The sequence below is a fragment of the Chryseobacterium sp. genome (assembly GCF_022869225.1).
Lineage (GTDB): Bacteria > Bacteroidota > Bacteroidia > Flavobacteriales > Weeksellaceae > Chryseobacterium.
Genome location: NZ_JALIHL010000001.1, coordinates 3,468,048 through 3,490,091 on the forward strand (window position 1 = coordinate 3,468,048; position 22,044 = coordinate 3,490,091).

Annotated in this window: 20 protein-coding genes; 6 read left to right on the forward strand and 14 right to left on the reverse strand. The window is 38.2% G+C overall.

What is annotated here, in order from left to right; translation table 11 throughout:
• Window positions 1-4: 4 nt before the first annotated feature.
• The 3 genes from MUW56_RS16230 to MUW56_RS16240 all read right to left on the reverse strand — a co-directional run bounded on the left by MUW56_RS16230 (window position 5) and on the right by MUW56_RS16240 (window position 1,863).
• Window positions 5-571: a hypothetical protein gene (locus MUW56_RS16230; RefSeq protein WP_292014159.1), complete on the reverse strand. Its 567-nt coding sequence runs from the start codon at window positions 569-571 to the stop codon at window positions 5-7.
• A gap of 100 nt (window positions 572-671) precedes the next feature.
• Window positions 672-1,580 carry an EamA family transporter gene (locus tag MUW56_RS16235; protein WP_292014160.1) on the reverse strand — a complete coding sequence of 303 codons (909 nt, stop codon included), beginning with the start codon at window positions 1,578-1,580 and terminating at the stop codon, window positions 672-674.
• A 142-nt stretch (window positions 1,581-1,722) separates the two neighbouring features.
• Window positions 1,723-1,863 carry a hypothetical protein gene (locus tag MUW56_RS16240; RefSeq protein WP_292014161.1) on the reverse strand — a complete coding sequence of 47 codons (141 nt, stop codon included), beginning with the start codon at window positions 1,861-1,863 and terminating at the stop codon, window positions 1,723-1,725.
• Between the two features lie 176 nt (window positions 1,864-2,039).
• Here MUW56_RS16240 and purE point away from each other — a divergent pair, with 176 nt between their 5' ends.
• Entirely contained in the window at window positions 2,040-2,543 is a 504-nt protein-coding gene (gene purE, locus MUW56_RS16245; protein ID WP_292014162.1) for a 5-(carboxyamino)imidazole ribonucleotide mutase, read from the forward strand.
• Between the two features lie 64 nt (window positions 2,544-2,607).
• Here the strand turns inward: purE and yiaA are convergent, their stop codons facing one another.
• The 3 genes from yiaA to ahcY all read right to left on the reverse strand — a co-directional run bounded on the left by yiaA (window position 2,608) and on the right by ahcY (window position 5,437).
• Window positions 2,608-3,000 (reverse strand): inner membrane protein YiaA, encoded by a 393-nt coding sequence (gene yiaA / locus MUW56_RS16250; protein WP_292014163.1) that lies wholly within the window; start codon window positions 2,998-3,000, stop codon window positions 2,608-2,610.
• Window positions 3,001-3,228: 228 nt separating this feature from the next.
• A complete protein-coding gene (locus MUW56_RS16255) occupies window positions 3,229-4,026 on the reverse strand; it encodes a hypothetical protein (RefSeq protein ID WP_292014164.1) in 798 nt (265 codons plus the stop codon).
• Between the two features lie 97 nt (window positions 4,027-4,123).
• Complete coding sequence (gene ahcY / locus MUW56_RS16260; RefSeq protein ID WP_292014165.1) at window positions 4,124-5,437, reverse strand: adenosylhomocysteinase; 1,314 nt, start codon at window positions 5,435-5,437, stop codon at window positions 4,124-4,126.
• A gap of 165 nt (window positions 5,438-5,602) precedes the next feature.
• On the opposite strand from ahcY, the gene MUW56_RS16265 reads away from it, so the two are divergent.
• Window positions 5,603-6,121, forward strand: a complete 519-nt coding sequence (locus MUW56_RS16265) for a pyridoxamine 5'-phosphate oxidase family protein (protein WP_292014166.1) — start codon at window positions 5,603-5,605, stop codon at window positions 6,119-6,121.
• A gap of 75 nt (window positions 6,122-6,196) precedes the next feature.
• On the opposite strand, the gene MUW56_RS16270 is transcribed toward MUW56_RS16265, so the two are convergent.
• The gene (locus MUW56_RS16270; protein WP_292014167.1) at window positions 6,197-6,343 is read right to left on the reverse strand and encodes a hypothetical protein; all 147 of its coding nucleotides are present in this window, start codon (window positions 6,341-6,343) and stop codon (window positions 6,197-6,199) included.
• 31 nt (window positions 6,344-6,374) lie between these two features.
• Here MUW56_RS16270 and MUW56_RS16275 point away from each other — a divergent pair, with 31 nt between their 5' ends.
• On the forward strand, window positions 6,375-6,989 hold the full coding sequence (locus tag MUW56_RS16275; RefSeq protein ID WP_292014168.1) for a 4'-phosphopantetheinyl transferase family protein: 615 nt from the start codon (window positions 6,375-6,377) through the stop codon (window positions 6,987-6,989).
• On the opposite strand, the gene MUW56_RS16280 is transcribed toward MUW56_RS16275, so the two are convergent.
• The 3 genes from MUW56_RS16280 to porU all read right to left on the reverse strand — a co-directional run bounded on the left by MUW56_RS16280 (window position 6,970) and on the right by porU (window position 14,565).
• A complete protein-coding gene (locus MUW56_RS16280; protein ID WP_292014169.1) occupies window positions 6,970-9,234 on the reverse strand; it encodes an FUSC family membrane protein in 2,265 nt (754 codons plus the stop codon). The genes MUW56_RS16275 and MUW56_RS16280 overlap by 20 nt on opposite strands.
• Window positions 9,235-9,439: 205 nt before the next feature.
• The gene (gene porV / locus MUW56_RS16285; protein WP_292014170.1) at window positions 9,440-10,603 is read right to left on the reverse strand and encodes a type IX secretion system outer membrane channel protein PorV; all 1,164 of its coding nucleotides are present in this window, start codon (window positions 10,601-10,603) and stop codon (window positions 9,440-9,442) included.
• 59 nt (window positions 10,604-10,662) lie between these two features.
• The gene (gene porU / locus MUW56_RS16290) at window positions 10,663-14,565 is read right to left on the reverse strand and encodes a type IX secretion system sortase PorU (protein WP_292014171.1); all 3,903 of its coding nucleotides are present in this window, start codon (window positions 14,563-14,565) and stop codon (window positions 10,663-10,665) included.
• A gap of 165 nt (window positions 14,566-14,730) precedes the next feature.
• Between porU and gldJ the strand changes: the two genes are divergently transcribed.
• Both gldJ and murF read left to right on the forward strand, forming a co-directional pair.
• Complete coding sequence (gldJ, locus tag MUW56_RS16295; protein ID WP_292014172.1) at window positions 14,731-16,329, forward strand: gliding motility lipoprotein GldJ; 1,599 nt, start codon at window positions 14,731-14,733, stop codon at window positions 16,327-16,329.
• A gap of 64 nt (window positions 16,330-16,393) precedes the next feature.
• Window positions 16,394-17,665, forward strand: a complete 1,272-nt coding sequence (murF, locus tag MUW56_RS16300) for a UDP-N-acetylmuramoyl-tripeptide--D-alanyl-D-alanine ligase (protein ID WP_292014173.1) — start codon at window positions 16,394-16,396, stop codon at window positions 17,663-17,665.
• A gap of 166 nt (window positions 17,666-17,831) precedes the next feature.
• Here murF and MUW56_RS16305 read toward each other — a convergent pair whose 3' ends face one another.
• Window positions 17,832-18,440 (reverse strand): NUDIX domain-containing protein, encoded by a 609-nt coding sequence (locus MUW56_RS16305; RefSeq protein ID WP_292014174.1) that lies wholly within the window; start codon window positions 18,438-18,440, stop codon window positions 17,832-17,834.
• Between the two features lie 36 nt (window positions 18,441-18,476).
• Between MUW56_RS16305 and MUW56_RS16310 the strand changes: the two genes are divergently transcribed.
• Window positions 18,477-18,866 (forward strand): SRPBCC family protein, encoded by a 390-nt coding sequence (locus MUW56_RS16310; RefSeq protein ID WP_292014175.1) that lies wholly within the window; start codon window positions 18,477-18,479, stop codon window positions 18,864-18,866.
• A gap of 55 nt (window positions 18,867-18,921) precedes the next feature.
• Here MUW56_RS16310 and MUW56_RS16315 read toward each other — a convergent pair whose 3' ends face one another.
• Genes MUW56_RS16315 through MUW56_RS16325 form a run of 3 tightly spaced genes read right to left on the reverse strand, consistent with a single transcriptional unit; the run spans window position 18,922 to window position 21,849 of the window.
• Entirely contained in the window at window positions 18,922-19,965 is a 1,044-nt protein-coding gene (locus MUW56_RS16315; protein WP_292014176.1) for an anhydro-N-acetylmuramic acid kinase, read from the reverse strand.
• 11 nt (window positions 19,966-19,976) lie between these two features.
• Window positions 19,977-20,567, reverse strand: coding sequence for an LPS export ABC transporter periplasmic protein LptC (gene lptC, locus MUW56_RS16320; RefSeq protein WP_292014177.1), 591 nt, complete (start codon window positions 20,565-20,567; stop codon window positions 19,977-19,979).
• A 1-nt stretch (window position 20,568) separates the two neighbouring features.
• Complete coding sequence (locus MUW56_RS16325; RefSeq protein ID WP_292014178.1) at window positions 20,569-21,849, reverse strand: hypothetical protein; 1,281 nt, start codon at window positions 21,847-21,849, stop codon at window positions 20,569-20,571.
• Between the last annotated feature and the right edge of the window lie 195 nt (window positions 21,850-22,044).

The window sequence follows — 22,044 nt, forward strand, 5'->3', positions numbered from 1 at the left end:
GTGTTTATTTGGTGGAACGTACTAATTCAACGGAGAACTTGGCTGTACAGCCATCAGAAGTAATGGTTCTGGTTCCCTTGATTTTGTTATCGGAAATATCATTAAGAAGGACATTCATCTCTACATTTTTTTTCGATGTAGAATCTGTTTTGAATGTGAGTTTGATTTCATTATTTTCGAATTTGCCGGAATACAGCCTTACCAGGTTGTTGTTATTGATGATTTTAGTGATCGGCTGGGTAGAGTCATTATCAAATTCCCAGATATCTGTACGCTGGTCGCCGACAGCATAATCACTGCAGCTGGATTCTGTACAGATCACCTTACCATTCCACGCTCCTGAGATTTCTGCCGGCCAGACTGCGACTATCGTCCCTGAATCTTTTTTCGCAAAAATACTGTCCCTCATTTTCAAGAGAGACTGATATTCGGATTCTTTCGTTGCAAATAGTTTTTCTTTTTCCAGTAATAGTTTTTCTCTGTCCGTGAGGTTCTTTTCCTTTTCTTTATAATCACAGCTTACCAGAAAAAAAGAAACCGCCAGCAGGATAAAAAATGTATTTTTTAACATATTGTGTAGGTTGAGTATACAATATAAGGAAAAAATGGAAACATCACAAATGGTGGAAAAGGCTTACGGTATTAGTGATCCGCTGATCCGCAAATGATATTTAAGGCTCAATCCGCTGTTTTTTAAACATTTCCGGGTTGTAATTAATAATAAAGACTCCGCAGATGATAAGGACGGCGGCAATGATAAATTTAACACTAATTTGCTCACCGAGGATCAGCCAGCTTAAAAATATGGATATTACAGTATTGATGTAAGCTAATATGGATACCTGGACTGGGGAGACTTTGGTGAGTGCATAATGAAATGCAAAGAAAGCTGCTACAGAACCAAAAACAGATAAATAAAGCATAGCAGAAATGCTGCGTAGCGTCCAGTTACCAAAATTATAATTTTCAGAGAATAAAAAAGCAAATATAATCTGAACAATCCCTGCAAATGCAAACTGATAAAATAGATTCAGAGAAATATTTCCGCTGTGCAGGTTTAGTTTTTTTGTAAAAATTGTTCCTGAAGCCCAGCCTGCGATAGCAATAAATAAAAAGAGAATTCCCAAAGCATAGTCCGGGTTTTTAAGATCGTTGATCCCATCCCAGAATATGAAAATAATTCCACTGAAACATAACAATACTCCTGCAAATGCCCGCCAGCTGAATTTTTGAAGCCCTAATGCCAGACTTCCGAAAAATACAAGAATGGGAGAGCAGGCACTGATCAGTGAGGTGAGGCTGCTGGTCACTTCTTCTTCCGCTACTGTTGTCATGCCATTAGCTATAACCAGCATTAGTAAAGAGAAAATGATTTGATACCTGAGATTTTTCCAGCCAATCCATTTAAATTCTTTCCTGTACATAAGAATAGAAAACATAATAACAGAAGCCAGAAATTGACGGATTCCTGCCACAAACCATGCGGGAATAGTTTCCACTGCAATACGGATCGATAAAAATGTAGTTCCCCAGACAACAGCAACGGTAAGAACGGCAAAAAAAAGTTTATAGTCTTTCAATGTGAATCAGGTATACCAGACAAATGTATCTATTATGGAATAAAACGGATGGGTACAGTTGTTGTAATTTTTAAAGATACAGAAGAACTGCATAAGTATAATAATAAAAAAGAGTACAATTTTTAATGTACTCCTTTAATTTTTAAGGTTGGAATCCTCCGCAGGTGTCAAAGGGGACACATATCCATTTGCCGTTTCTATAGCAAAGCTGGAATGAGCAGGCGTCGATACCTCCTAAAACTTTTTTTAGTTCTTCTTTTTTTAATTTCTTTAAATTTTTCATTTCTTTAAATTTTTATGTTGTTGGTGAAACAAATATTGTAAAAAAATGATAATTACGGATTAAAATTAACAGAGTTTAACTTCTTTATCTGATTCTGTTCTATAAAATGTTGCTAAGAATTGATGATTAAAAAAGGTTATATTTTTTTATCTTTGATGATCTAATAAAAATTGAAGATGATAGGAATTATTATGGGCAGTCAGAGCGATCTACCGATCATGGAACAGGCTGCAAGTTTTTTGAAAAGTCTTGATATTCCATACGAATTGACCGTGGTTTCTGCACACAGAACACCGGAAAGAATGTTCGATTACGCTAAAACAGCAAAGGAAAGAGGCCTTAAAGTGATCATTGCAGGAGCAGGAGGAGCAGCCCATCTTCCGGGAATGGTAGCGAGCTGTACTACACTTCCGGTGATCGGGGTTCCGATCTTATCCAGCAATTCTATTGACGGATGGGATTCTGTATTGTCTATCCTTCAAATGCCGGGCGGAATTCCTGTCGCAACGGTAGCATTGAACGGCGCTTTGAATGCCGGTATTTTAGCTGCGAAAATTATAGGAAGTGCTGACGAAAAAGTGGCTGAAAATCTTCAAAAATATCAGGATTCTTTAAAAGATAAAGTCCTGGGAACCGTTGATGATATTAAAGCTCAACATCCGAACCATTTTGATCAGTAGTTAAATAGTGTCAGATATAGAATTTTATACCTAAAAAACTCTCCAAGTTTGGAGAGTTTTTATATTATTCCTGAACCATATTGTCCCTTGTGTTTTTCTGGACGGAAATGGCTCCAAAGAGAGCCAGCAGAAATGCAAAAGCATAAAATCCTTTTTCGCTCGGAAGTAGGGTTGCATTCCAGAGTCCGACTGCCAGTAATACAATAGATGACAATGTGGCAAACCAGCAGATGCCATAATAAATATCTGTCACCTGAATATTTTCTAATTTGTCACGGACTGCCTTCTGCAGTGATACCACAGCAAATAAACCATACAGCAGGATGGTAAAATAATAGCCTTTCTCATTCAGCTGCATTTCGGCTCTTGCAAGCCCTACCATATAGCCAATCATTCCTGCTCCCAATGCTACCCAGGACGCTGCGATGAATGCATTCGAGACTCTTTGTTTCTTCATGAATTAAATGTTTTGTTTAAGAGGCTAAATATATTCATTTTTTATAAACTCAGCGGGAATAACAAAAAAATATGGGCAAAATACGGAGTAATAAAAATGTAAAACTCCTTAGCCCCGATAGGAGCGGTTACCCCGCAGCAGGCAGCGGTTCTGGCTTTGGGGCGAGGAGTAGAAGCGGATAGCGGGATCAGCTCATAAAAAAACTCCCCGGAATTGGAGAGTCTACTGTTATTGAGTACTATATTCGTAATTATACTGAGCAGCAAGGTTTCCGTTGGCTTCTTTTGAGATAACCTGAACCGGTAAACCGGAGCTGTTGTATTGTATGGTGGAAGTTCTGGTTTGATTTTGTACCCAGGCACCGTTACTTTTGTAACTTATCTTTTCTGTCAGATAATTATTTTTGCTTACAACATGAGCTCTGCCCATCGCAATTCTAAGATATTTGTTGATGTTCGTGTATGGGTTCAGTTTATCATCATAAGAGAAAACAATTTTAGTACCAAAGCTGGATCCTCCGGTTTCTGAAGTTTCTGAAGAAATATTGTTTCCATTATAAACAAACGTATCGATTCCCGGATGGGAGCAGTCTGCAGATTGACAAAGCGTGGAAGAAATAACCTGTCCATTAGAATTATAGTTGTAGGTAACGGTTCTGTTGTAATCGGGGTTTGGATAAATTGCTTTAACATTTACCAGCTGATCCCCATTATAATTAAAAACTGAATAATATTCCAGCGTCTGATTGTTATTGTAATACTTTATCTTGACAGGTTTTCCGTTACTGTATTCCAATGTGGAGGTTCCTGATGCGGAAAGGGTTTTGATAAGTTCTCCCTGACTATTGTATTCAAGGTTTTCTATGCTGGTTTGAGGCTGGGACGGATTGTCGTAGTAAACTGTTGTGATTTTGCTCAATAATAATTTTTTCTCTGTAGGTTCATTTACCGTATCATCATTACTGCTGCTGCAGCTGTTAAAGAATACAGCAGAGCCCATTAATCCCAGAAATAAGTAGTTTTTCATGTTATTTTTTTGCAAAAATAGGGAATGGCAGAGCAGTTTTAAATAAAAAAATCCCACTATTTCCAAATAGTGGGATAATATCATAGATTTTTAAGTCTTAGTATCTGTAGTACTCAGGCTTGAATGGTCCTTTTACGTCTACACCGATATACTCAGCCTGCTCAGGAGAAAGAGTTTCCAGTTCTACGCTTAATTTCTTAAGGTGTAAAGCCGCTACTTTTTCATCCAAGTGCTTAGGAAGCATGTATACTTCGTTTTTGTAAGCTGCAGAGTTATTCCATAATTCGATCTGAGCCAATGTCTGGTTAGAGAAAGAGTTGGACATTACGAAACTAGGGTGTCCTGTTGCACATCCTAAGTTTACCAATCTTCCTTCTGCAAGGATGATCACTTCTTTCCCTTCGATTGTGTAGATATCAACCTGAGGTTTCACTTCAGATTTAGTCTCACCATAGTTTTTGTTTAACCACGCCATATCGATTTCGTTATCGAAGTGGCCGATGTTACAAACGATCGCCTTGTCTTTCATTTTAAGGAAGTGTTCTCCTCTTACAATGTTAAAGTTACCCGTTGTCGTAATGATGATATCTGCGTTATCTACTACAGTATCCAGTCTTTTTACTTCATAACCGTCCATGGCAGCCTGAAGTGCACAGATAGGGTCAATTTCTGTAACGGTCACGATAGAACCAGCTCCTCTGAATGATGCAGCAGTCCCTTTACCTACGTCTCCATATCCGCAAACGACCACTCTTTTCCCGGCCAGCATTACGTCAGTAGCTCTTCTTACTGCATCTACTGCAGATTCCTTACATCCGTATTTGTTGTCGAATTTAGATTTAGTTACTGAATCGTTTACGTTGATAGCAGGCATTACTAATGTTCCGTTTTTCATTCTCTCGTACAGTCTGTGTACTCCTGTAGTGGTTTCTTCAGAAAGCCCTTTGATATCTTTTGTGAATTCAGGATATTTGTCAAAAACCATATTGGTTAAATCTCCACCATCATCCAAGATCATGTTTAATGGCTTTCTGTCTTCACCAAAGAACAGAGTCTGCTCAATACACCAGTCAAATTCCTCTTCATTTAAACCTTTCCAAGCATATACCGGAATTCCGGCAGCAGCGATAGCCGCCGCAGCGTGATCCTGAGTAGAGAAAATATTACAAGATGACCAGGTAACTTCAGCTCCTAAAGCTACCAATGTCTCGATAAGCACGGCCGTCTGGATCGTCATGTGAAGACATCCTGCGATTCTTGCTCCTTTAAGCGGCTGAGAAGGTCCGTATTCTTCACGGATAGCCATCAAACCTGGCATTTCTGCTTCTGCAAGAGTAATTTCTTTTCTTCCCCATTCTGCTAGGGAGATATCCTTTACTTTATAAGGAATGTATTGTGTTGTAGTACTCATATGAATGAATAGTTTTTTAAATTCAATTGATAACGAAATGCAAAATTACAATTAATAATTAAGATAAAAAAACAACAGATCAGGATCTGTTTCATGAGATTAAACAGGAAGTCAGATTATTTAGTCTTAATAAAAATAACTATTTTTATCTGATAATAATACTTTATGAATCATACCAATACAGAGAGAAAAGCAAAACCTGTTGCTCCAAAGGTGAAAGAACTGATTGACCGTACCAAAAGCGTCATTTTAGCTACTGCTGATGCAGAAGGAAATCCCAATTCCAGCTATGCTCCTTTTGTACAGGTAGATCAGGCTTTTTATATCCTGGTTTCTTTTATGGCCAGACATACCAAGAATCTTGCAGAAGGAAGAAAGGCATCCGTGATGTTTATAGAAGATGAATCTGCTGCCAAACAGATCTATGCCCGTGAACGTTTAACAATCGAAGCTTCTGCTTCCCGGGTAGAGAGAGATTCGGAGAAATGGAATGCTGTGGTGGCAAAGCTTAAAGAAAACCATGGAAAAGTAGTGGATGTCATTTCTGAAATGGGAGATTTTATTTTAATTGCTCTCCAGCCGGTAAAAGGGTCTTATGTAAACGGATTTGGAAGCGCTTATTTTGTAAATGAGAATTTAGAGGTTATTGAACACAGAAATGATGTGAATCATCAATCTCAATAAGAAAGGAAGCTGGGAGCGTGAAGATGGAAGCTGATAAAGGTTAAGCAAAGAAGAAATTATTTTTTAAAGATTCTTTCAAACAAACCTTTTAAAAGGCATTGTATAAACGAACGGTAACTTCCGTCTTCTCTCTCCATTCTTTCCTTTATTTCCATATTTACCGGGACTTTTGGTAACCACTATCTTCAGCTCCCGCCATCCGTCCTCTTTCAACTTCCACATCTTTTTACTACTTTTATCCAATAAAAAGATAATGCCCCTTTACCGAGATTTTTCAGATGACAATGCCACCATCCTGGTCTGGAAGTATGACGAGAGCGAAGAACTTGAGATCAACGAGCTTCTGGAGCCGGAAAATGCCGAGAAAGTAAAAGATTATCATCCTAAAAAACTGCTGGAGGTACTGATGGTCCGTAAACTGTTGAAAGGATTAAAACCCAATTCCAAAATATTATACAATGAGAGAGAACCTTTTCTTTCTCCTAAGGATGCTGAAATTTCGATCACGCATTCCTTTCCTTTTGCAGCGATTGCCATTTCTAAAAATAAAATAGGGATTGATGTTGAAAAATTCAATCCTAAGATCTTAAGGGTGATTGATAAATTCACGTATGAGCATGAGCGGGGCTTTATTCCGGAGGATAAAGCGGATACTTTTTATACGATCATCTGGAGTGTAAAAGAAAGTATGTACAAGATCCATCATTCAAAGTACTGGTCTTTAAAGAAAAACTATGAAGTGAAGCCTTTTGAGCTGAAGCATCTTCATAAAATAAGCTGCCGGGTATATGACGACCGGTTTTCAGATGAGTTTAAAGCCAGAGTAGAGTTCTTTGATGACTACTGTTTTACGATTGTGGAGGAGTAGCATGTTTTTCACTTCTGTATTTTTCGATGACCTTTCTCTGTTCTTTGGCAACATCATAGATCAGTTCCAGGATGTCATGGATATTCTTGAGCTCCGTTAAATGTGAAATCTTATCAGGATCTCTCCGGTCGACAATTTCATTTTCCTCAATCTCGGTTTTTCTTTTCAGAAGCATATCTTCAATGGATGAGTCTTCCGGTTCCAGGCGGCTTTCCATTTTAAGCGTTTCATTGATATCTTCTCCGTTTAACAATGTTGAGGTTTGCTGCATTTCGGCTTCGATTTTTCTGCTCCAGCTTTCAGCATCTATTTCGGGATACTGTTCATTGCTTTTGGAATATTGAGAAAGGGAAGCGGTATAGGCTGTGATAAGATGCGATGTTGCTACAAACTGATGAACCACCTCCAGTTTTTTCTGCTGGTTTTTAGGGTCAGAGATCATTCTCTGGAAATTGTCGGATAGGTTGGCCAGAGAAATAATGGCATTTTTCCGCTTTACTTTATAATCTTCAAGATCAAAATCTCCCTGCAGGAATTTGGAGATCACACTCTGGAAGTAGATGAGGTTATCGGCAGCAGATTTCTTCATCAGGTCCAGATTCTGGGTATGTTCCCAAACGGGCAGTACGATATAAGAGACCGCAAAAGCTATGATCCCTGCAATAGCAGTATCCACAACCCTGTCTTTAAATATAATATCTACCTTTCCCGGGTTCAGGAAATTAAAGCTGAGGAAAACATAGATGGTCATAAATAAAACGGCCCAAAAATACCTTCCTTTCAAAAAGCTGAAGCACATGATCATACTGATGAGCAGTATCGCAAATAAGACTCCGTTGATATGCACAAAATGTAAAATAATATAAGCGATAGTTGCTCCGGTGACTGTTCCGTAGAGACGAAGAAGGTTCCGTTGTTTGGTAATGGAGTAGGCCGGCTTTAAGATTGCCGTAATGGTAATTAATATCCAGTAGGTGTGTCCCAGCCCCAGAAAATCAAACATGGAGAAAATATATCCTACCAGCAAGGCTGTGGTAATTCTTATGGCATGGCGGAAATGGGAGGATGATAATGAAATATTATTCCTGAGAACCTTGGCATTAAGTTTAGGCTCATTCGGCATAAATTTTTTCAGGTCTAATCCGGTGGATAAACTCTTTGCCAGTTTTACGTTTTGGGAAAAGACTTTATAAATCTCATTGATTTCTTTGGTAATCTCATTAATACGCATCAGGATCTGGCGCAGGATCATGAAATTTTCCAGGTTGTCCGGAGAGAGCTGCTTATTTCTGAGTTCGAAATAATTATAATTAAGATTTTTTAATTCAAGTTCAAGATTAGACATCGGCCTTGCTCTTGTTCCGCTTTGAAGGGCAATCCCGATATTGGTGATTTCTTCAGCCAAAAGGTTAAGATAATCATGAATATTGACCAGGATCATGCTGTCTTCAAAACTCTGCTGCAATTTTTGATAATCGCTTTCAGAGGTCATCAGTTTCTCATGAAGGTCCATAGAATTCAAAAACATCAGCATCAATAAACGGCTGGTAGTGGTAGATTCATTGACGATGGTTCTTGTTTTAAAAACCGTTTCCCGGGTATCTTCCTGAAGGTTTTTTATTTCAATCTGTTTGGCAATAACCTGTGTGGTAAGTTTGTCAAAGTCCGGATTCTTCTGATAATAATTAGCCTTGATCTTTAAAAACTCTGCCAGCTGGAGATAATTTTCTCCGATCATCTGACCTGCCAGCTTATAAGGGCGGATGGTGGTTACAACAAGGAAGATCAGCAAAAACCAGATACAGCCACTGGCAAAGATCAGCAGGCTTTTTAGAATATTACTTCCTGTAAGGTGCCCGTCGATAAAGATGGCAAGAACCACCAGGGAAAGTGAGCCTACAGCGGCCAGCCTTTGCCCGTATACTCCAATAAGGGAAAAGAACATCCCAAACAGGATGATTTCTGAGAGGACCAGTATTCTGAAATTCATGACCATACTTGCAATAAGTGCTACGAAAACAAAACAGCAGATCGCAAAAGCAAGGGCATTTCTTCTCCGGATAAAAGGGCCCGGCTGATCGGTAAGGGCCACAAAGCTGGTCCCTAAAGGAAAGAGGAAGTATTCTTTTAAAATTCCAAAGTGGGCAAGGACCAAACAAGGCAGAACAGTAGCTAATGTAATCCTGATTGCAGAATATACATATTGACTGGTTACAAATTTTTTGAGTTCCGCCGAATAGTTCATACTACAAAAATAGGTATTGGAATTAAAAAAATAGCCATAAATAAGAGACTTTTATCAACTTAAATATTATATTTTTTTAATAGAAAATTGGCGATTGGAGAGGATTGACGATTCATGAATGACAATTCACAATTCACTGGCGGGGTATTCCAATAAAAAAGCCCCATACATCCTGATGAGGCTTTTGTATACTAGATGTTGCTGATTAACGTTCGTTATTCGATGTTTCATCACCGATGTTCCAGGTAAGACCGAAACGCAGGGTGTTATCCAAAGCACTGTTAATTTTAGACATGTTGATCAGATAAGAAAGATCCAGCCCGAAAGAACGGTATTTTAAACCGATACCTGCTGTCGCAAACTGTCTTGCTCCCTGCTCTTCACTTTCATGGAAGTAACCTCCTCTTACTGAAAATGCATTGTCATAGGAATATTCCAACGCACCGCTGTACATGATACTGTTTTTGTTTTTGAATGACTTTCCGATACCTGCCATTACCCCTACATTGGGAACTTCATATATGGGCTCTCTTGTATTCGGATTGATCCCTGCATATTCAGAACCGGGAACCAACAGTTTTGAACCTTCTACACTGATTCCGATTCTGTTCATATCATCCAGGTACATATCATAGCCCACCCCTAATCTTGCCATCGTAGGAAGATAAGATCTTGATTCTTCGTTTCCTGTATAATCCAGTTTCGGCCCCAGATTTTGGATGGCAAAACCAGCATTTACTTTACCGTCATTTCCTCCCAGGCCAGTAAATCTTGGGGAGCTGTAGTATCCTGAAACATCTACAGCAAAAGAGTTAGCTGCCTTAAGGGTTGTATCTGTGTTGAATCCACCGGCTAAGTCTGAACGGATAAATCTACCTGTTACAGCCATTGAGTAAGAATCAGATAATTTCAAAGCATAAGCAACGTCAATAGAGAATTCATTAGGTTTTGATGTACCCATTGAAGCAATTTCCGTACCTACCAATTGAGTCAGGTCTACCTGCCCCATATTGAAATAATAGATACTTGCGGAAATAGTAGATCTTTCATCCTGCCCCAAAAACTTATGGAATGCTCCATAGAGTAGAAATACATCGTTGGTAAGTTTTCCCATATAAGGCGTGTAGTTGAGACCTATGGAAGAACTTGTGCTGCTAAAAGGATATTTTGCCGCATTCCAGAATTGTGAAAATGCATCCGGAGAGGTTACTACCCCTTGGTCTCCCATACCTCCTGATCTTGCATCTGGCGCAATTCTTAGGAAAGGAGCTCCGGTCAGTACAGGGTTGATTTTACTTAAATCTTGCGAATAGCCTAGAAAACCAGCACTTAACCCAAATCCTACAAGCAGTTTAGTAGTTAAATTCATATGTTGTCTTTTATATATTATCAGTTTTTTATTAATATTATTGTCTATGTATTATTTAATTATTTCAAAAGTACCATTTTTTCTACAGCTGTAGCACTTCCTTTGCATTTTTCCTGATTTTGACTTTTTGCAAATATCTTAAAAATATACGTACCTTTTGCAACTGTAGCCCCAAAATCATCTCTTCCGTCCCATTCTATAGCCTGGCGAGGGGTTCTAAAGCCCTGTAGGAACGGTTCTGCAACTACTGCCTGGGATAAAGTTCTTACCAATCTTCCGGTGATTGTGTAAATCTGAACATTCACATCAAGGATATCGTCACAGTTATGCTCAAACTGTACATAGGTCTTATTGGTGAATGGATTAGGCCAGTTCAACGGGCGGTTGATCACTAAATGCTGGTCAGATTCATCCTTAACCTCAAAATTTAACGTTGCAGTAGTCGAATTATTGTTTATATCCCAAACTTTAAATGTCAATTGATGCTGTCCGATGGCCAAATTTCTGAAAGGATAGGTTACATTTCCTTTCTGATATTCGGCAAGACTTGGACTTAGACATCCGTTTCCTTCTCCTGCAGCGTAGAAATCATTTAAGATGACCGTGTTAATAATTTGTCCGTCCAGGTATACAGTAATATCATGGCCTACTCCTGAACCCGTAGAATTGATTCCGGTGTCATCCGTAAGACAAGCCAGAAGGGTAGGGTTTTGATTCGTAATCCCGCCATCCGCAAAGTTGGTGTTGTTCATATACAGTTTTACTTTCGGCGGCTGGTTATCATTGATCCCGTTAGGATTGATATCTCCTACCTGTACGGCCTGGTTATTGAACACGTCCATTATTTTATTATCCGCATAGCCCAGGATTCTTCCCTGTCCTACGGTATAGTTAATATCTTTAGGGACATAGAATTCAGCAGTAAAGACGCCATTTACGGCTGTCCCGGATGCTTTTACAATAGGACTTCCTTCCTCGGTATATTCTAAAACAGGGCTGAGGTGTCCGTCATTATTTAACGTTTTCTTATTGATTCTCTTATCAAAAATATTGATGGAAACCCTTCCGTTGAATGTATTGTTTAGTGTTCCGTTAGGGTTGTTGATATGACCTTTGATCTTAACAAAATCCAGTCCTCTGATTAAACCAGGAACAGGAGTTTCAATATTGTCAATTGTTAAAAGTCTTTGGGGTCTGCTGAGCTTCATGGCAGGATCTCCCAGCAGGTTTACCTTTAGATGGTTAAGATCTGCACCTCTTTGTTTTTTTGCGGTGAGATGAGCATTCCCTAACGTTTCAAAATCATCATTGGTCAGTTTAAAGATATTTTTGGTATAAAGATCTGTAAACTGGCGGCCATAGATCACCCCGATCGCACGGCTGGAAGTAATCATTGCAGCGGCACCTCCTTGCTTTAGCTTAATGAACTGTTCACCGGCAGAATTCGTGGACGGTTCATCCCATAAGGTAAATTCACATGTTATGGTAGATACAAATGGAAATCTGCTGTATACATTGGAAAAATTGTTGGAGTTTTGAATCTCGGTACTGGTCAAAACACGTTCCTGTGCCCAGCCGTTGATTCCTCCATGCCCAAAGTAGAACAGATACATACTGTTTCCGATCGCATTGGAAATGGCCTGATTGACCTGTGGATATCTTTGTCCCGCTGCAGTACTTTGAGCAGGGAAAGAATCCAAATACAATTTTTTTACATTATATTCTTTCAGTTCCTGTTGCGCCGGCTGTTCAAAAACATTCACCAGGGTATTGTTCATCACATTATGGAAAGGAGGCCCGTCATCAGAATCATCATCTACGACAAAGTCAAGCCTCATACGCCATTCTCCAAAGGGGCTGGATTGTCCCGGGAGAGAATTGTAATATGCCAGTGTTTTGTTAATCATGTCTCCAGCTTCGGAAGCATTGGCAGCTGGAATTCTTCCAACAGGCAGGTCCGGCAGATTATTTTCGATATAGGTTGCGGTTTGCGGGGAAGTCATTACGATATAATCATCCGTAATAAATGAGCTTACAAAATCTGAAGACTGCTCACTTTGGTACCCCGAAATAATATTTGAATTGTTTGAAACCTTATTTTTAAAATCGTATGAAGCATCACCAAGGATGAATACATACTTAAGTCTTCCCTGTGGCGTATTCAGCTTGGTAACAAAATCTCTGATGGCAGTAAGATCTTTGCTTCCGCTTCCAAATTCCTGGTAGATCTTATTCACATCTACAACCTCTACCTTATAATTGTTCTTTGTCTGATGATAGCTTGCAATTCTCTGAGCCTGTCCCATCATTTCAGGGACGGTAATGATCAGATAATCGGCGTTTTGTATAGCCGAAAGATTCTGATTTCCTATCCTTTCTACAAACTGTGGTGAATAGGCGGCATCAGCCCTGAAAGCTACAAATTCATTGTTGAAGTTCTGATCGGCAGCAGTATAGGCAAAATTGAAGCTGCCGGCGCCGGCCTTATTTACTTTTCGGTTGGCATTTGTAATATCGGTAACGTCCCATACCTGTTCTATATTCCCTGCATTGGAAATACTGAAGCCGTAATTGGTATTGCTTCCGCTTACCAGGGAAAAATCCCTGAAATTCATTTGTGAACCATTGAACGCCAGATTTTCTTTATATTGTACTTCAGCATAATCTATATAGAAGGTCCCGTTAGGATTTAAAGAAATATCCGGATTGTATTTGAACGTAATTTGAGTTCCGCTCAGATTACTTATAGTTCCTGAATAGGTTGGCAGGAAATAATAATTGTATTGGTAGGTCGAGGTATCCGTAGGAACTGTTGTCGGCATTGGATTCTGGTCATTAATTTTGAATTCCAATGTATTTTTCTGTGCCCTGTATCCTGCAGCTCTCGTTCCGAACCGGATGACATCCGCAGGCTGTATGGCAGACTTAGTCGTAAACGTGATGCTTTTTTCTGTAGTGAAAGGAGTGTCTTCCACCCATACTCTTCCTACTTTCATCAGGTTTTTCTGATCATTATTGATGACCTGGTATTCATCATATCTTGTGATCAGCTGAGGAGGTAAATTTCCGTCTATCGTTTGAACCCTTTTTCCAGGTCCTTTATCAAAATTAATATAATAATAGGAAAAGTCTTCATATATATTTTTGACATTATTACTTCTGTCATAGCGGGTGTCGGTTCTTTTAATACCGTTACCGTTATCTTTATTATAAAGATTATATCCGTTCGGACCCTGGGCATAGAAAAGAGCATAGTCATTGTCATTCCATGTACCATCGTCTTCACCCACTACCTGGATTGCATTTTCCTGCAAGGTATTAAATCTCGGGTCCTGATTAAATTCAGGAAGCATAAGACCTCCGTTTCCGTATATTCTGAAATTCTTAGGATTTACAGAAGAAGGATTGATCCCGTTATCTCTTAAAAACTGGGCTGTAATTTTAAATATACCGGATTTGTCTACTTTTATTTTATAGAAGCTACCGCTTGACAGGGGATTATTTGTAGTTCCCAATCTGCCTGTACCTGTACCGGCGGTCGTATTTAATGATGCAGCTTCAGAAATAGTATAGGAAGATAATCTTTGAACGCGCCCTTTTACATTTCTGAATAATGACACACTAATGCTCGCATAGCTTTCCCCTTCTAATGTATAATATGAAACATCTGCAACTTCATAATTAGGAAGACTGCCCTTATCCAATTCATATAAATCTTTGTTGGAAACATTTTCCCACGTAAGGTCAGAAACTTTTAACTGCTTTTCTCCTATTTTTTGTTTAGTTACTATAAAAACGTTATTTTGGCTATATGAAAAACCTTCATTTTTAAAATTGGGAAGATTTAATTTTGTGTCGCCAAAGTCCTGGATTTTTGAACCATCCCATTCTATGGTGTTTCTTTGGGCCCAAAGCATTGATACAGAAGAGAATAGAAATAAAATCGCGATTTTTTGTTTCATGTTTATTGTTGAAATTTCTAAATTACAAAATAAATGAAAATTTTATAATTAAATTGCGATACAATAAAATTAATTTGTTAACGTTTTTCAAAAAAATCAAATCTTTATTTGATTTATTGAATAATTTATTTTTTCTTTGTACTCTTGAAAATATTTATATCGACTATGAAAAAACTAAAGTTGTTTTCATTAATAGCATTAAGTTCTACACTTGCATTAACCAGCTGTGGCGGATCAGGAACCAGCAAAGGTGGCGGTACCAAAAAATTTGTCAGTAAAACAGGTTGGAAACCAAACGAAAAACAGGGTTGGTTTTTTGCAGGAAAGCAACAGAAGCAGAAAGGTTGGCCGGGAATGGTATATGTAGAAGGTGGAACTTTTACAATGGGATTAGTGAAAGATGATGTTATGCACGATTGGAATAATACGCCTCGCAGAATGCAGGTAAGTTCATTCTTTATCGGAGAAACTGAGATTACAAACTATGAATACCGCGAATACCTTACATGGTTGAAGTACGTATTCCCACCAAGTGATCCCAGCTTTAAGGAAATCTACAACGGTGCTTTGCCGGATACCTTATTATGGGACAACAAATTAGCTAGAAACGATTATAACGAAACTTATCTGCGTTCTCCGGAATTCGATTACTATCCGGTAGTAGGAGTATCTTGGACTCAAGCAAACAGATATTGTGAATGGCTGACAGACAGAGCAAATGAAAAAGCTTTGATGAACGCTGGTATTATTGCTAAAGATTTGTACATCAACGAATCCAATAACCAGGGAGGAACAGCATTCAACATGGATAAATTCAAGGCCAATGATCCTGAAATGCAAGGATACATTAACGAACAAAGAATGCAGCAGAAAACAGGTCTTAAAACCACTAATCAGAGGCTTCTTGCTGCAAACAGAGCTCCTAATGCCGCAATGGTACAGAAATTCAGACTTCCTACTGAAGTTGAATGGGAATACGCAGCACTGGGTATGGCTAAAAACAGAGAATATAACCAATACTTAGGTAAGAAACCTGAAATTGAAAAATTAAGAGGTACCAAAGGAAAGGAGAGAGGAATGTTCCTTGAAAACTTTAAAATGGGTAAAGGTGACTATTCAGGGATTGCAGGATGGAAAAATGACGGATCTGCACAGACTTCAGATGTAAGACAATATCCATCCAACGACTTAGGTGTATATGGTATGTATGGAAACGTTGCCGAATGGACAGCGGATGTTTACAGACCTATTATCGATGAAGATTACAATGACTTCAACTACTACAGAGGGAATATGCCTCAGGCTATTGTAAGAAACGGCGACGGAACTTATAAGATGATTGATGAAGGAACGATCAAATATGATACTCTGGCTGACGGAAGATTAGTTTACAGAGGACTTCCGGGACAATTTGAAAGACAAACGATTGCTGATTACAGAAACTATAGAGACGGTGACAGACAATCTTCTTTAGAATATAGAAAAGAAGGTGATTCGGCTTCATTCGATATGTACAATGCTCCTCGTAAGAGCTTCGTTGTAGATGCCAATGGTAGAGTGAAGATGCAGAAAGATACCAGAGACAGAACTTCTTCCATCTCTAATGATGTGAGAGTTATAAAAGGAGGTTCTTGGCAGGATACTGCTTATTGGTTAGATCCAGGGCAGAGAAGATATAAAAATCAGAATAAATCTTACGGTTGGATTGGATTCCGTGTAGCACAGGATGCAAGAACAAACGACAAGAGCAGAACAAGAAGATAATATTTATCAAAAAATACTTATAAAAAACCTTCCGGATTTTCGGAAGGTTTTTTATTTTTGAATCATGAATATAGAACAGTTTTATCCTTTGTTTTTACAAGCAGGTAAAGTAACGATCGACAGTAGAAAAATAGCACAGAATGATATTTTCTTTGCCTTTTCCGGTGAAAACTTCAACGCCGCAACGTTAGCAGAAAAAGCGATTAATGAGGGGGCTTTGGCAGTCATTGTAGAGCTTCAGGAGTTTGAAAATAAAGATAAAAATATTTTCTATGTTCCTTCTACGCTTGAGTTTTTACAACAGCTGGCAATATACCATAGAAATAAGCTAAGCATTCCTTTTATAGGCCTTACCGGCAGTAATGGGAAAACGACAACCAAAGAACTGATCCATGCCGTGCTTTCAGAAAAGTTCAGTGTTCAGTATACGTTTGGTAATTTAAATAATCACATTGGAGTTCCATTGACTATTCTTTCTGTTCGTCCTGAACATGAGATTGCTGTTATAGAAATGGGAGCCAACCATCAGAAGGAAATAGAGTTTTTGTGTACGATTTCCCAGCCTGATTTCGGATATATTACCAACTTCGGGAAAGCTCATTTGGAAGGCTTTGGTGGTTTTGAAGGGGTGATCAAAGGTAAATCAGAATTGTATGATTATCTGAAAAGCCATCATCAGACGATCGTCGTGAATGAAAATGATCCTGTTCAGGTAGAAAAAACCCAAGGCTATTCACCGGTCATTAGTTTTGGAAAAAAAGAGTCGGATTACCACTTTGAATCATTTTCGGAAGATTATTTTGTAGGACTGACCTATCAGGGGGAAAAAGCTCTTTCAAAACTGACAGGAAACTATAATTTTACCAATCTTTGTGCAGCGGCGAGCCTTGGTCTTCATTTCGGAATCAGCTTTGAAAAAATAAAACATGCTGTCGAACATTACATTCCTACGAATATGCGTTCACAGGTTGTAAAAAAAGAAAACAGGACATTGGTGCTGGATACGTATAATGCCAATCCAAGCTCTATGGTCGCTTCATTGAATAATTTCATCAGCTTTGAAGGAACGAAAACGATCATTATCGGTGATATGCTGGAATTGGGTATCGAAAGTGAAATAGAACATCAAAATATTTTAAAACTGGCTCAGGATTTAAATTTTGATGAAATTATTACTGTAGGAAAGCATTTTAAAGCAGTTAACCCTTCAAATCTTTCTTTTGAAGATACTTCAGCATTGATAGACTATTTAAAACAAAGATCCGTTCAATCTGAAAATATCCTGTTGAAAGGTTCCAGGGGAATCGCTTTAGAAAAGGTGATTGATTTTCTCTAGTCTTGTACTTTTAATCGGGAAAAGCCGAGGCTGGGGGAGAGAAGTTCTTGAAAACGAATCGTTATCCTTTTTTTTAATTTTAATAACGGTCTTGTTAAATGACCGCCAGAAGTCGACTATTGAGGAGTAACTTCCAGCTTCATTTTTTTGAACTTCGCCCAAACATCTATTTCTTTGATTTCCAGAATTCTTTTACAATCAGTTTGATATTTTTAAATGTACTTGGGAAAACTTCTTCCTCTATTTGGGAGGTGTTTTTCCAGGCTACTTCAGTAATTCCTTCTTCGATCTGTGGCTTGGAAGTGTCTTCGCCATTGAAATTCATTTCAAACCAATGGGTGCATTTTAATATTTTATCGCCATTCCTTTCCACATAAATATGATAGGTGGTGTTGATGAATTTTACAAGCTCTACCTCCTTCAATCCGGTTTCTTCTTCGATTTCCCTTACAGCAGATTCTTCCTGAGATTCCCCTTTTTCCATTTTACCCTTTGGAAGATCCCATTTTCCGAGTCTTTTGATGAAGAGGACATCACCTTCGGGGTTACTCACAATTCCTCCGGCTGCTTCTATGATTCTGAACAGCTTCTGAAATTCCAGCCAGATCTCATCAATATTCTCACCAAAAACATTGAGTTCATTTACAGAAGTGTTCTCTAAAAGATCTAATGCTATCTCTAAAGTTGTGAAACCTTCATACCCAAGGTTTTTTTCAAGTTCCTCAGGATGCTTAGATAGTAATAATTTTTTTTCGTTCACAAAAACTTTATACATTTGTAAGAATTAAGAATTTAAATACAAAAATAAAAAATGAATTTAGAAGGACGAAAGATTATTGTCAATAAATCATCTAAAGAGCTAACAGAATTACTGAAGTCCCCGGAAAACTATAAAGATTTCATGCCGGATGGCCTTCAGAAATTTGAAACAAGAGACAACGGGTTTAAATTCGGATTACAGGGAATGCCGGAAATTGCGTTAAAAATAGATGAAGTAGACGATCATAAAGCGGTTTTGAGATCTGCAAGTTCAAGTTTAGATTTTTCATTAACAGCAACATTGAACCCTATCAGCGAAAACCAGACAGAGGTACAGATGATTTTTGAAGGGAAATTTAACCCATTCATCAAAATGATGGTAGAAAAACCATTACAAAACTTTATTAATACATTGACAGATAAGATTGAAGCTTACAAATAAATAAAGAAAAACCTTCAGCAATGAAGGTTTTTTTTATGTTGGAATGTTCCTTTTTCTACGCCATAACTCCCGAACAATGGTCGGATGTACTTCCTGTAGCCGAGGAGAGGACATTGATTTCGCTATTCATTTTTAAGACTCCCATAAAGGCAAAAATTAATGCTTCCTTATAATCAATAATTTCTTTTTTGGGAATGATGATTTCAGAGGCTGTTTTCGATTTTATTTTGTCAATCAGAAAAGTGTTATAAGTGCCGCCGCCGGTGAAAAGGATATTCTTACTATGATGCTCATTGATCGCCTTTGAAATCTGCTGGGCAATATGTTCAGTCATTGTCGCTAGTGAATCTACCGGCTCTCTGTTTTCAAGCAGCGGAAATATAAACTGACTGCACCATTCTATTCCTAAAGATTTGGGATGGGATTGGGTATAGAAATCTAAAGAATTGAGCTTCTTCAGCAGTTCTTCATCTATCTTCCCTTCTTTTGCCAGGTTTCCGTTGTTGTCGAAACTCTGGTTCAGCCTTTCTGCCAATCTGTTCAGGATAATATTGACCGGTGCAATATCAAAGGCAATTCTTTGATCGTTCAGCCTTAAGGAAATATTGGAAAATCCACCCAGATTAAGACAGGCATCATATTCTGAAAAAAGAAGTTCATCACCTACAGGAACCAAAGGAGCGCCGTTTCCTTTCATCAGGACATCCTGACTTCTGAAATCATAGATCACAGGCAATCCGGTTTCCAGCTTAATAGCTCTGCCGTCGCCTATCTGAAGCGTAAATTTTCTTTGAGGCTGATGAAAAACGGTATGGCCATGTGAAGCGATCAGGTGGATATTTTCAAGCTGATATTTTCCGATGAAATCTTTGACCTGCCGGCCAAGATAAAAACCGTATTCCGAGTGCAGTTCCAGCAATTCTTCTGCAGAAAGATGAACAGAGGTCCTAAGTCTGTTTTCCCAGTCTTTAGAGTAGGGAAGGGTCTCTGCTTTCAGGATCTGAAAGGTCCAGCTGTTTTGTTTTTCAAATTCAGCAAGACAGATATCCAAGCCGTCCAAACTTGTCCCGGACATCAGTCCAATAGCAAGAGTTTTCATTAGTATAGGAGCTATTTTTTATTTTCTGAAATCCGTTTTGAACTAAAGTCTCCTGAATTGTTATAAAAAGTATATTCAGAAAAGTCGTCTTTAGCAGTCATTCCATTGGCTCCCACTAAAGTAGATCCGTCTTCCATGGTAACATACACGGTATCTTTGGTATAGATCCTGTTTTTTCTCTGGTCCCAGTAAATGCTCTGCATGGCAAATCTTTGTCCTTCATTGGTGGTAATCCTCACATCGCCCTTTGCCTCATAGAATTTTTTATATTCAAAAATACGGGCGTATTTGGCGGTAATTTTTCCGGGAATTTTGGGTTTCTTTTTGTCAAAAAATTCAATATTAATTCCTTTTCTGGCTACGACATACGGGCTGTCAATAAGCTCATATTTTTCAATGATGGGAGCTTTGGCCTTTAAGGTCACAAAGCCGGAATCACGCTGGATAATATCAGCGTTGTTAATGATCTGTGAGGGAAAGTTCTTGCTTTGGTTACCTTTATTTTTGGTAAGATCTTCTTCACAGGATGTCAATATAAAAAATATAGCACAACTAAAAAGGCATGCTATATTTTTATATGATATTTTTTTTGAAAAATTCATTCTAGTTATAAAGAGTCTTTCTGAACCATTTATCAGCAAAATTAAAGCCGATTCTCAGGTTGATGAAATTCTGATTGATCAGGTTATCTTTAAGTGTACCTCTCTTTCCAAGTTCTACTCCAATTTCAAGACCGCTCATTCTTGTGATACTGCTGGTTTTGAACGGAAGCATTACACCGGCTGAAATACCAAACTTATTGATGCTGTTACCGTCTATTTTAAGATTACCTCTTTCATAGAATGCTCCATATCGGTAGATCACTCTTGAGAAATAATTTCTGAAGTTATTGTAGTTGGGAAGATACCATCCTCCGGCAGAAACCCTGTAGGTATCCTGGAAATCAAAGGTCTTGCCAAAATAAGAGATGTCTTCTCCCTTTTTATAATCAACCTGTCCGGAAAGGAACCAGTGATTTTCACTTCCGTATCCTACCCCGAAAGAAGCCTGTAATGGAAGAAGGTTTTTTGAACTTGTTGTTTTCTGTTCCAGGATGGTTTCATCCGTTTTTGTTCCTGCAGCATCAGCAAATCGATATGTACTGTTGATATACTCAGTTGTCATATTGCTGGTATTTCCAAAAGTAGCTGTAGCCCCGATAGTCAGTTTCTTATCCGTACGGGTATTTAATTTCTGATAACTGGTACCCAGTGTAAAGTTAAAGTTTCTGACCCTGTTTTTAGTTTCATAGCCATTAACGTACTCCGCATTTGATGTAACTAATTCATTAAGGTCATATAGATCTCCAAAATAAAGATTGGCTCTTGCCCCTACCGATAATTCCTGATTAATTTTGTAAGATACTGCAACCTGTGCGGTATTTAATGTACCTCCTCCTTTAAAACGGTTCTGGTAGATATCCTTGTCTGAAAGTGTTTCAGGATTCACTACATCATAACTTTTAGAACTGTAAGGCTGATAAGAAAGTCCCATTTTCACTTTTGGTGATAAAGGAAATGCCAAAGCAATATTAGAAAGATACGTAGAATGTTTTGTAGATTTCTTATCGTTATAATTCGATTTGAAATAATTGTTTTCGTTGGTAGCTTCCAATCTGATACTTGTAAGTTCGAAATTGGCATTATTGGCCGGGTTAGCAAAATTGAAACTACTTGTAAAATCACTTATAAAAGCGGTTGATATACCTCCCATTGAAGTAGTTTCGATCGTATTATCATATTTTACATCTCCAATTCCATATGCTGCATAAGGAGAGTTGCTTAAACTCTGTGCATTTAGGAAGTATCCAACTGATATGAATGATACTACAAAGATTTTTTTCATTCTTTATTTTTAAAACAATGCGCAAATATCTTAAATATTAATGAATTGTAAAAATTATATGTGGTTAAAGTTTGTTAAGGGCCGTTCTTTACACGGAAAATGCAAATTTTTATGAATACATCTGGCTATTCTATTATGTAAAAAAGAACCATTCAGCGGATAAGAATGGTCTTTTTTTGCTGGACAGAAGCGATG

What these genes read in the sequence shown, in the direction of transcription:
- MUW56_RS16230 (WP_292014159.1), bottom strand. Translation starts at nt 571, where the DNA reads ATGTTAAAAAATACATTTTTTATCCTGCTGGCGGTTTCTTTTTTTCTG.
- MUW56_RS16240 (WP_292014161.1), bottom strand. Translation starts at nt 1,863, where the DNA reads ATGAAAAATTTAAAGAAATTAAAAAAAGAAGAACTAAAAAAAGTTTTA.
- purE (WP_292014162.1), top strand. Translation starts at nt 2,040, where the DNA reads ATGATAGGAATTATTATGGGCAGTCAGAGCGATCTACCGATCATGGAA.
- yiaA (WP_292014163.1), bottom strand. Translation starts at nt 3,000, where the DNA reads ATGAAGAAACAAAGAGTCTCGAATGCATTCATCGCAGCGTCCTGGGTA.
- MUW56_RS16255 (WP_292014164.1), bottom strand. Translation starts at nt 4,026, where the DNA reads ATGAAAAACTACTTATTTCTGGGATTAATGGGCTCTGCTGTATTCTTT.
- ahcY (WP_292014165.1), bottom strand. Translation starts at nt 5,437, where the DNA reads ATGAGTACTACAACACAATACATTCCTTATAAAGTAAAGGATATCTCC.
- MUW56_RS16265 (WP_292014166.1), top strand. Translation starts at nt 5,603, where the DNA reads ATGAATCATACCAATACAGAGAGAAAAGCAAAACCTGTTGCTCCAAAG.
- MUW56_RS16270 (WP_292014167.1), bottom strand. Translation starts at nt 6,343, where the DNA reads ATGTGGAAGTTGAAAGAGGACGGATGGCGGGAGCTGAAGATAGTGGTT.
- MUW56_RS16275 (WP_292014168.1), top strand. Translation starts at nt 6,375, where the DNA reads ATGCCCCTTTACCGAGATTTTTCAGATGACAATGCCACCATCCTGGTC.
- MUW56_RS16280 (WP_292014169.1), bottom strand. Translation starts at nt 9,234, where the DNA reads ATGAACTATTCGGCGGAACTCAAAAAATTTGTAACCAGTCAATATGTA.
- porV (WP_292014170.1), bottom strand. Translation starts at nt 10,603, where the DNA reads ATGAATTTAACTACTAAACTGCTTGTAGGATTTGGGTTAAGTGCTGGT.
- porU (WP_292014171.1), bottom strand. Translation starts at nt 14,565, where the DNA reads ATGAAACAAAAAATCGCGATTTTATTTCTATTCTCTTCTGTATCAATG.
- gldJ (WP_292014172.1), top strand. Translation starts at nt 14,731, where the DNA reads ATGAAAAAACTAAAGTTGTTTTCATTAATAGCATTAAGTTCTACACTT.
- murF (WP_292014173.1), top strand. Translation starts at nt 16,394, where the DNA reads ATGAATATAGAACAGTTTTATCCTTTGTTTTTACAAGCAGGTAAAGTA.
- MUW56_RS16305 (WP_292014174.1), bottom strand. Translation starts at nt 18,440, where the DNA reads ATGTATAAAGTTTTTGTGAACGAAAAAAAATTATTACTATCTAAGCAT.
- MUW56_RS16310 (WP_292014175.1), top strand. Translation starts at nt 18,477, where the DNA reads ATGAATTTAGAAGGACGAAAGATTATTGTCAATAAATCATCTAAAGAG.
- MUW56_RS16315 (WP_292014176.1), bottom strand. Translation starts at nt 19,965, where the DNA reads ATGAAAACTCTTGCTATTGGACTGATGTCCGGGACAAGTTTGGACGGC.
- lptC (WP_292014177.1), bottom strand. Translation starts at nt 20,567, where the DNA reads ATGAATTTTTCAAAAAAAATATCATATAAAAATATAGCATGCCTTTTT.
- MUW56_RS16325 (WP_292014178.1), bottom strand. Translation starts at nt 21,849, where the DNA reads ATGAAAAAAATCTTTGTAGTATCATTCATATCAGTTGGATACTTCCTA.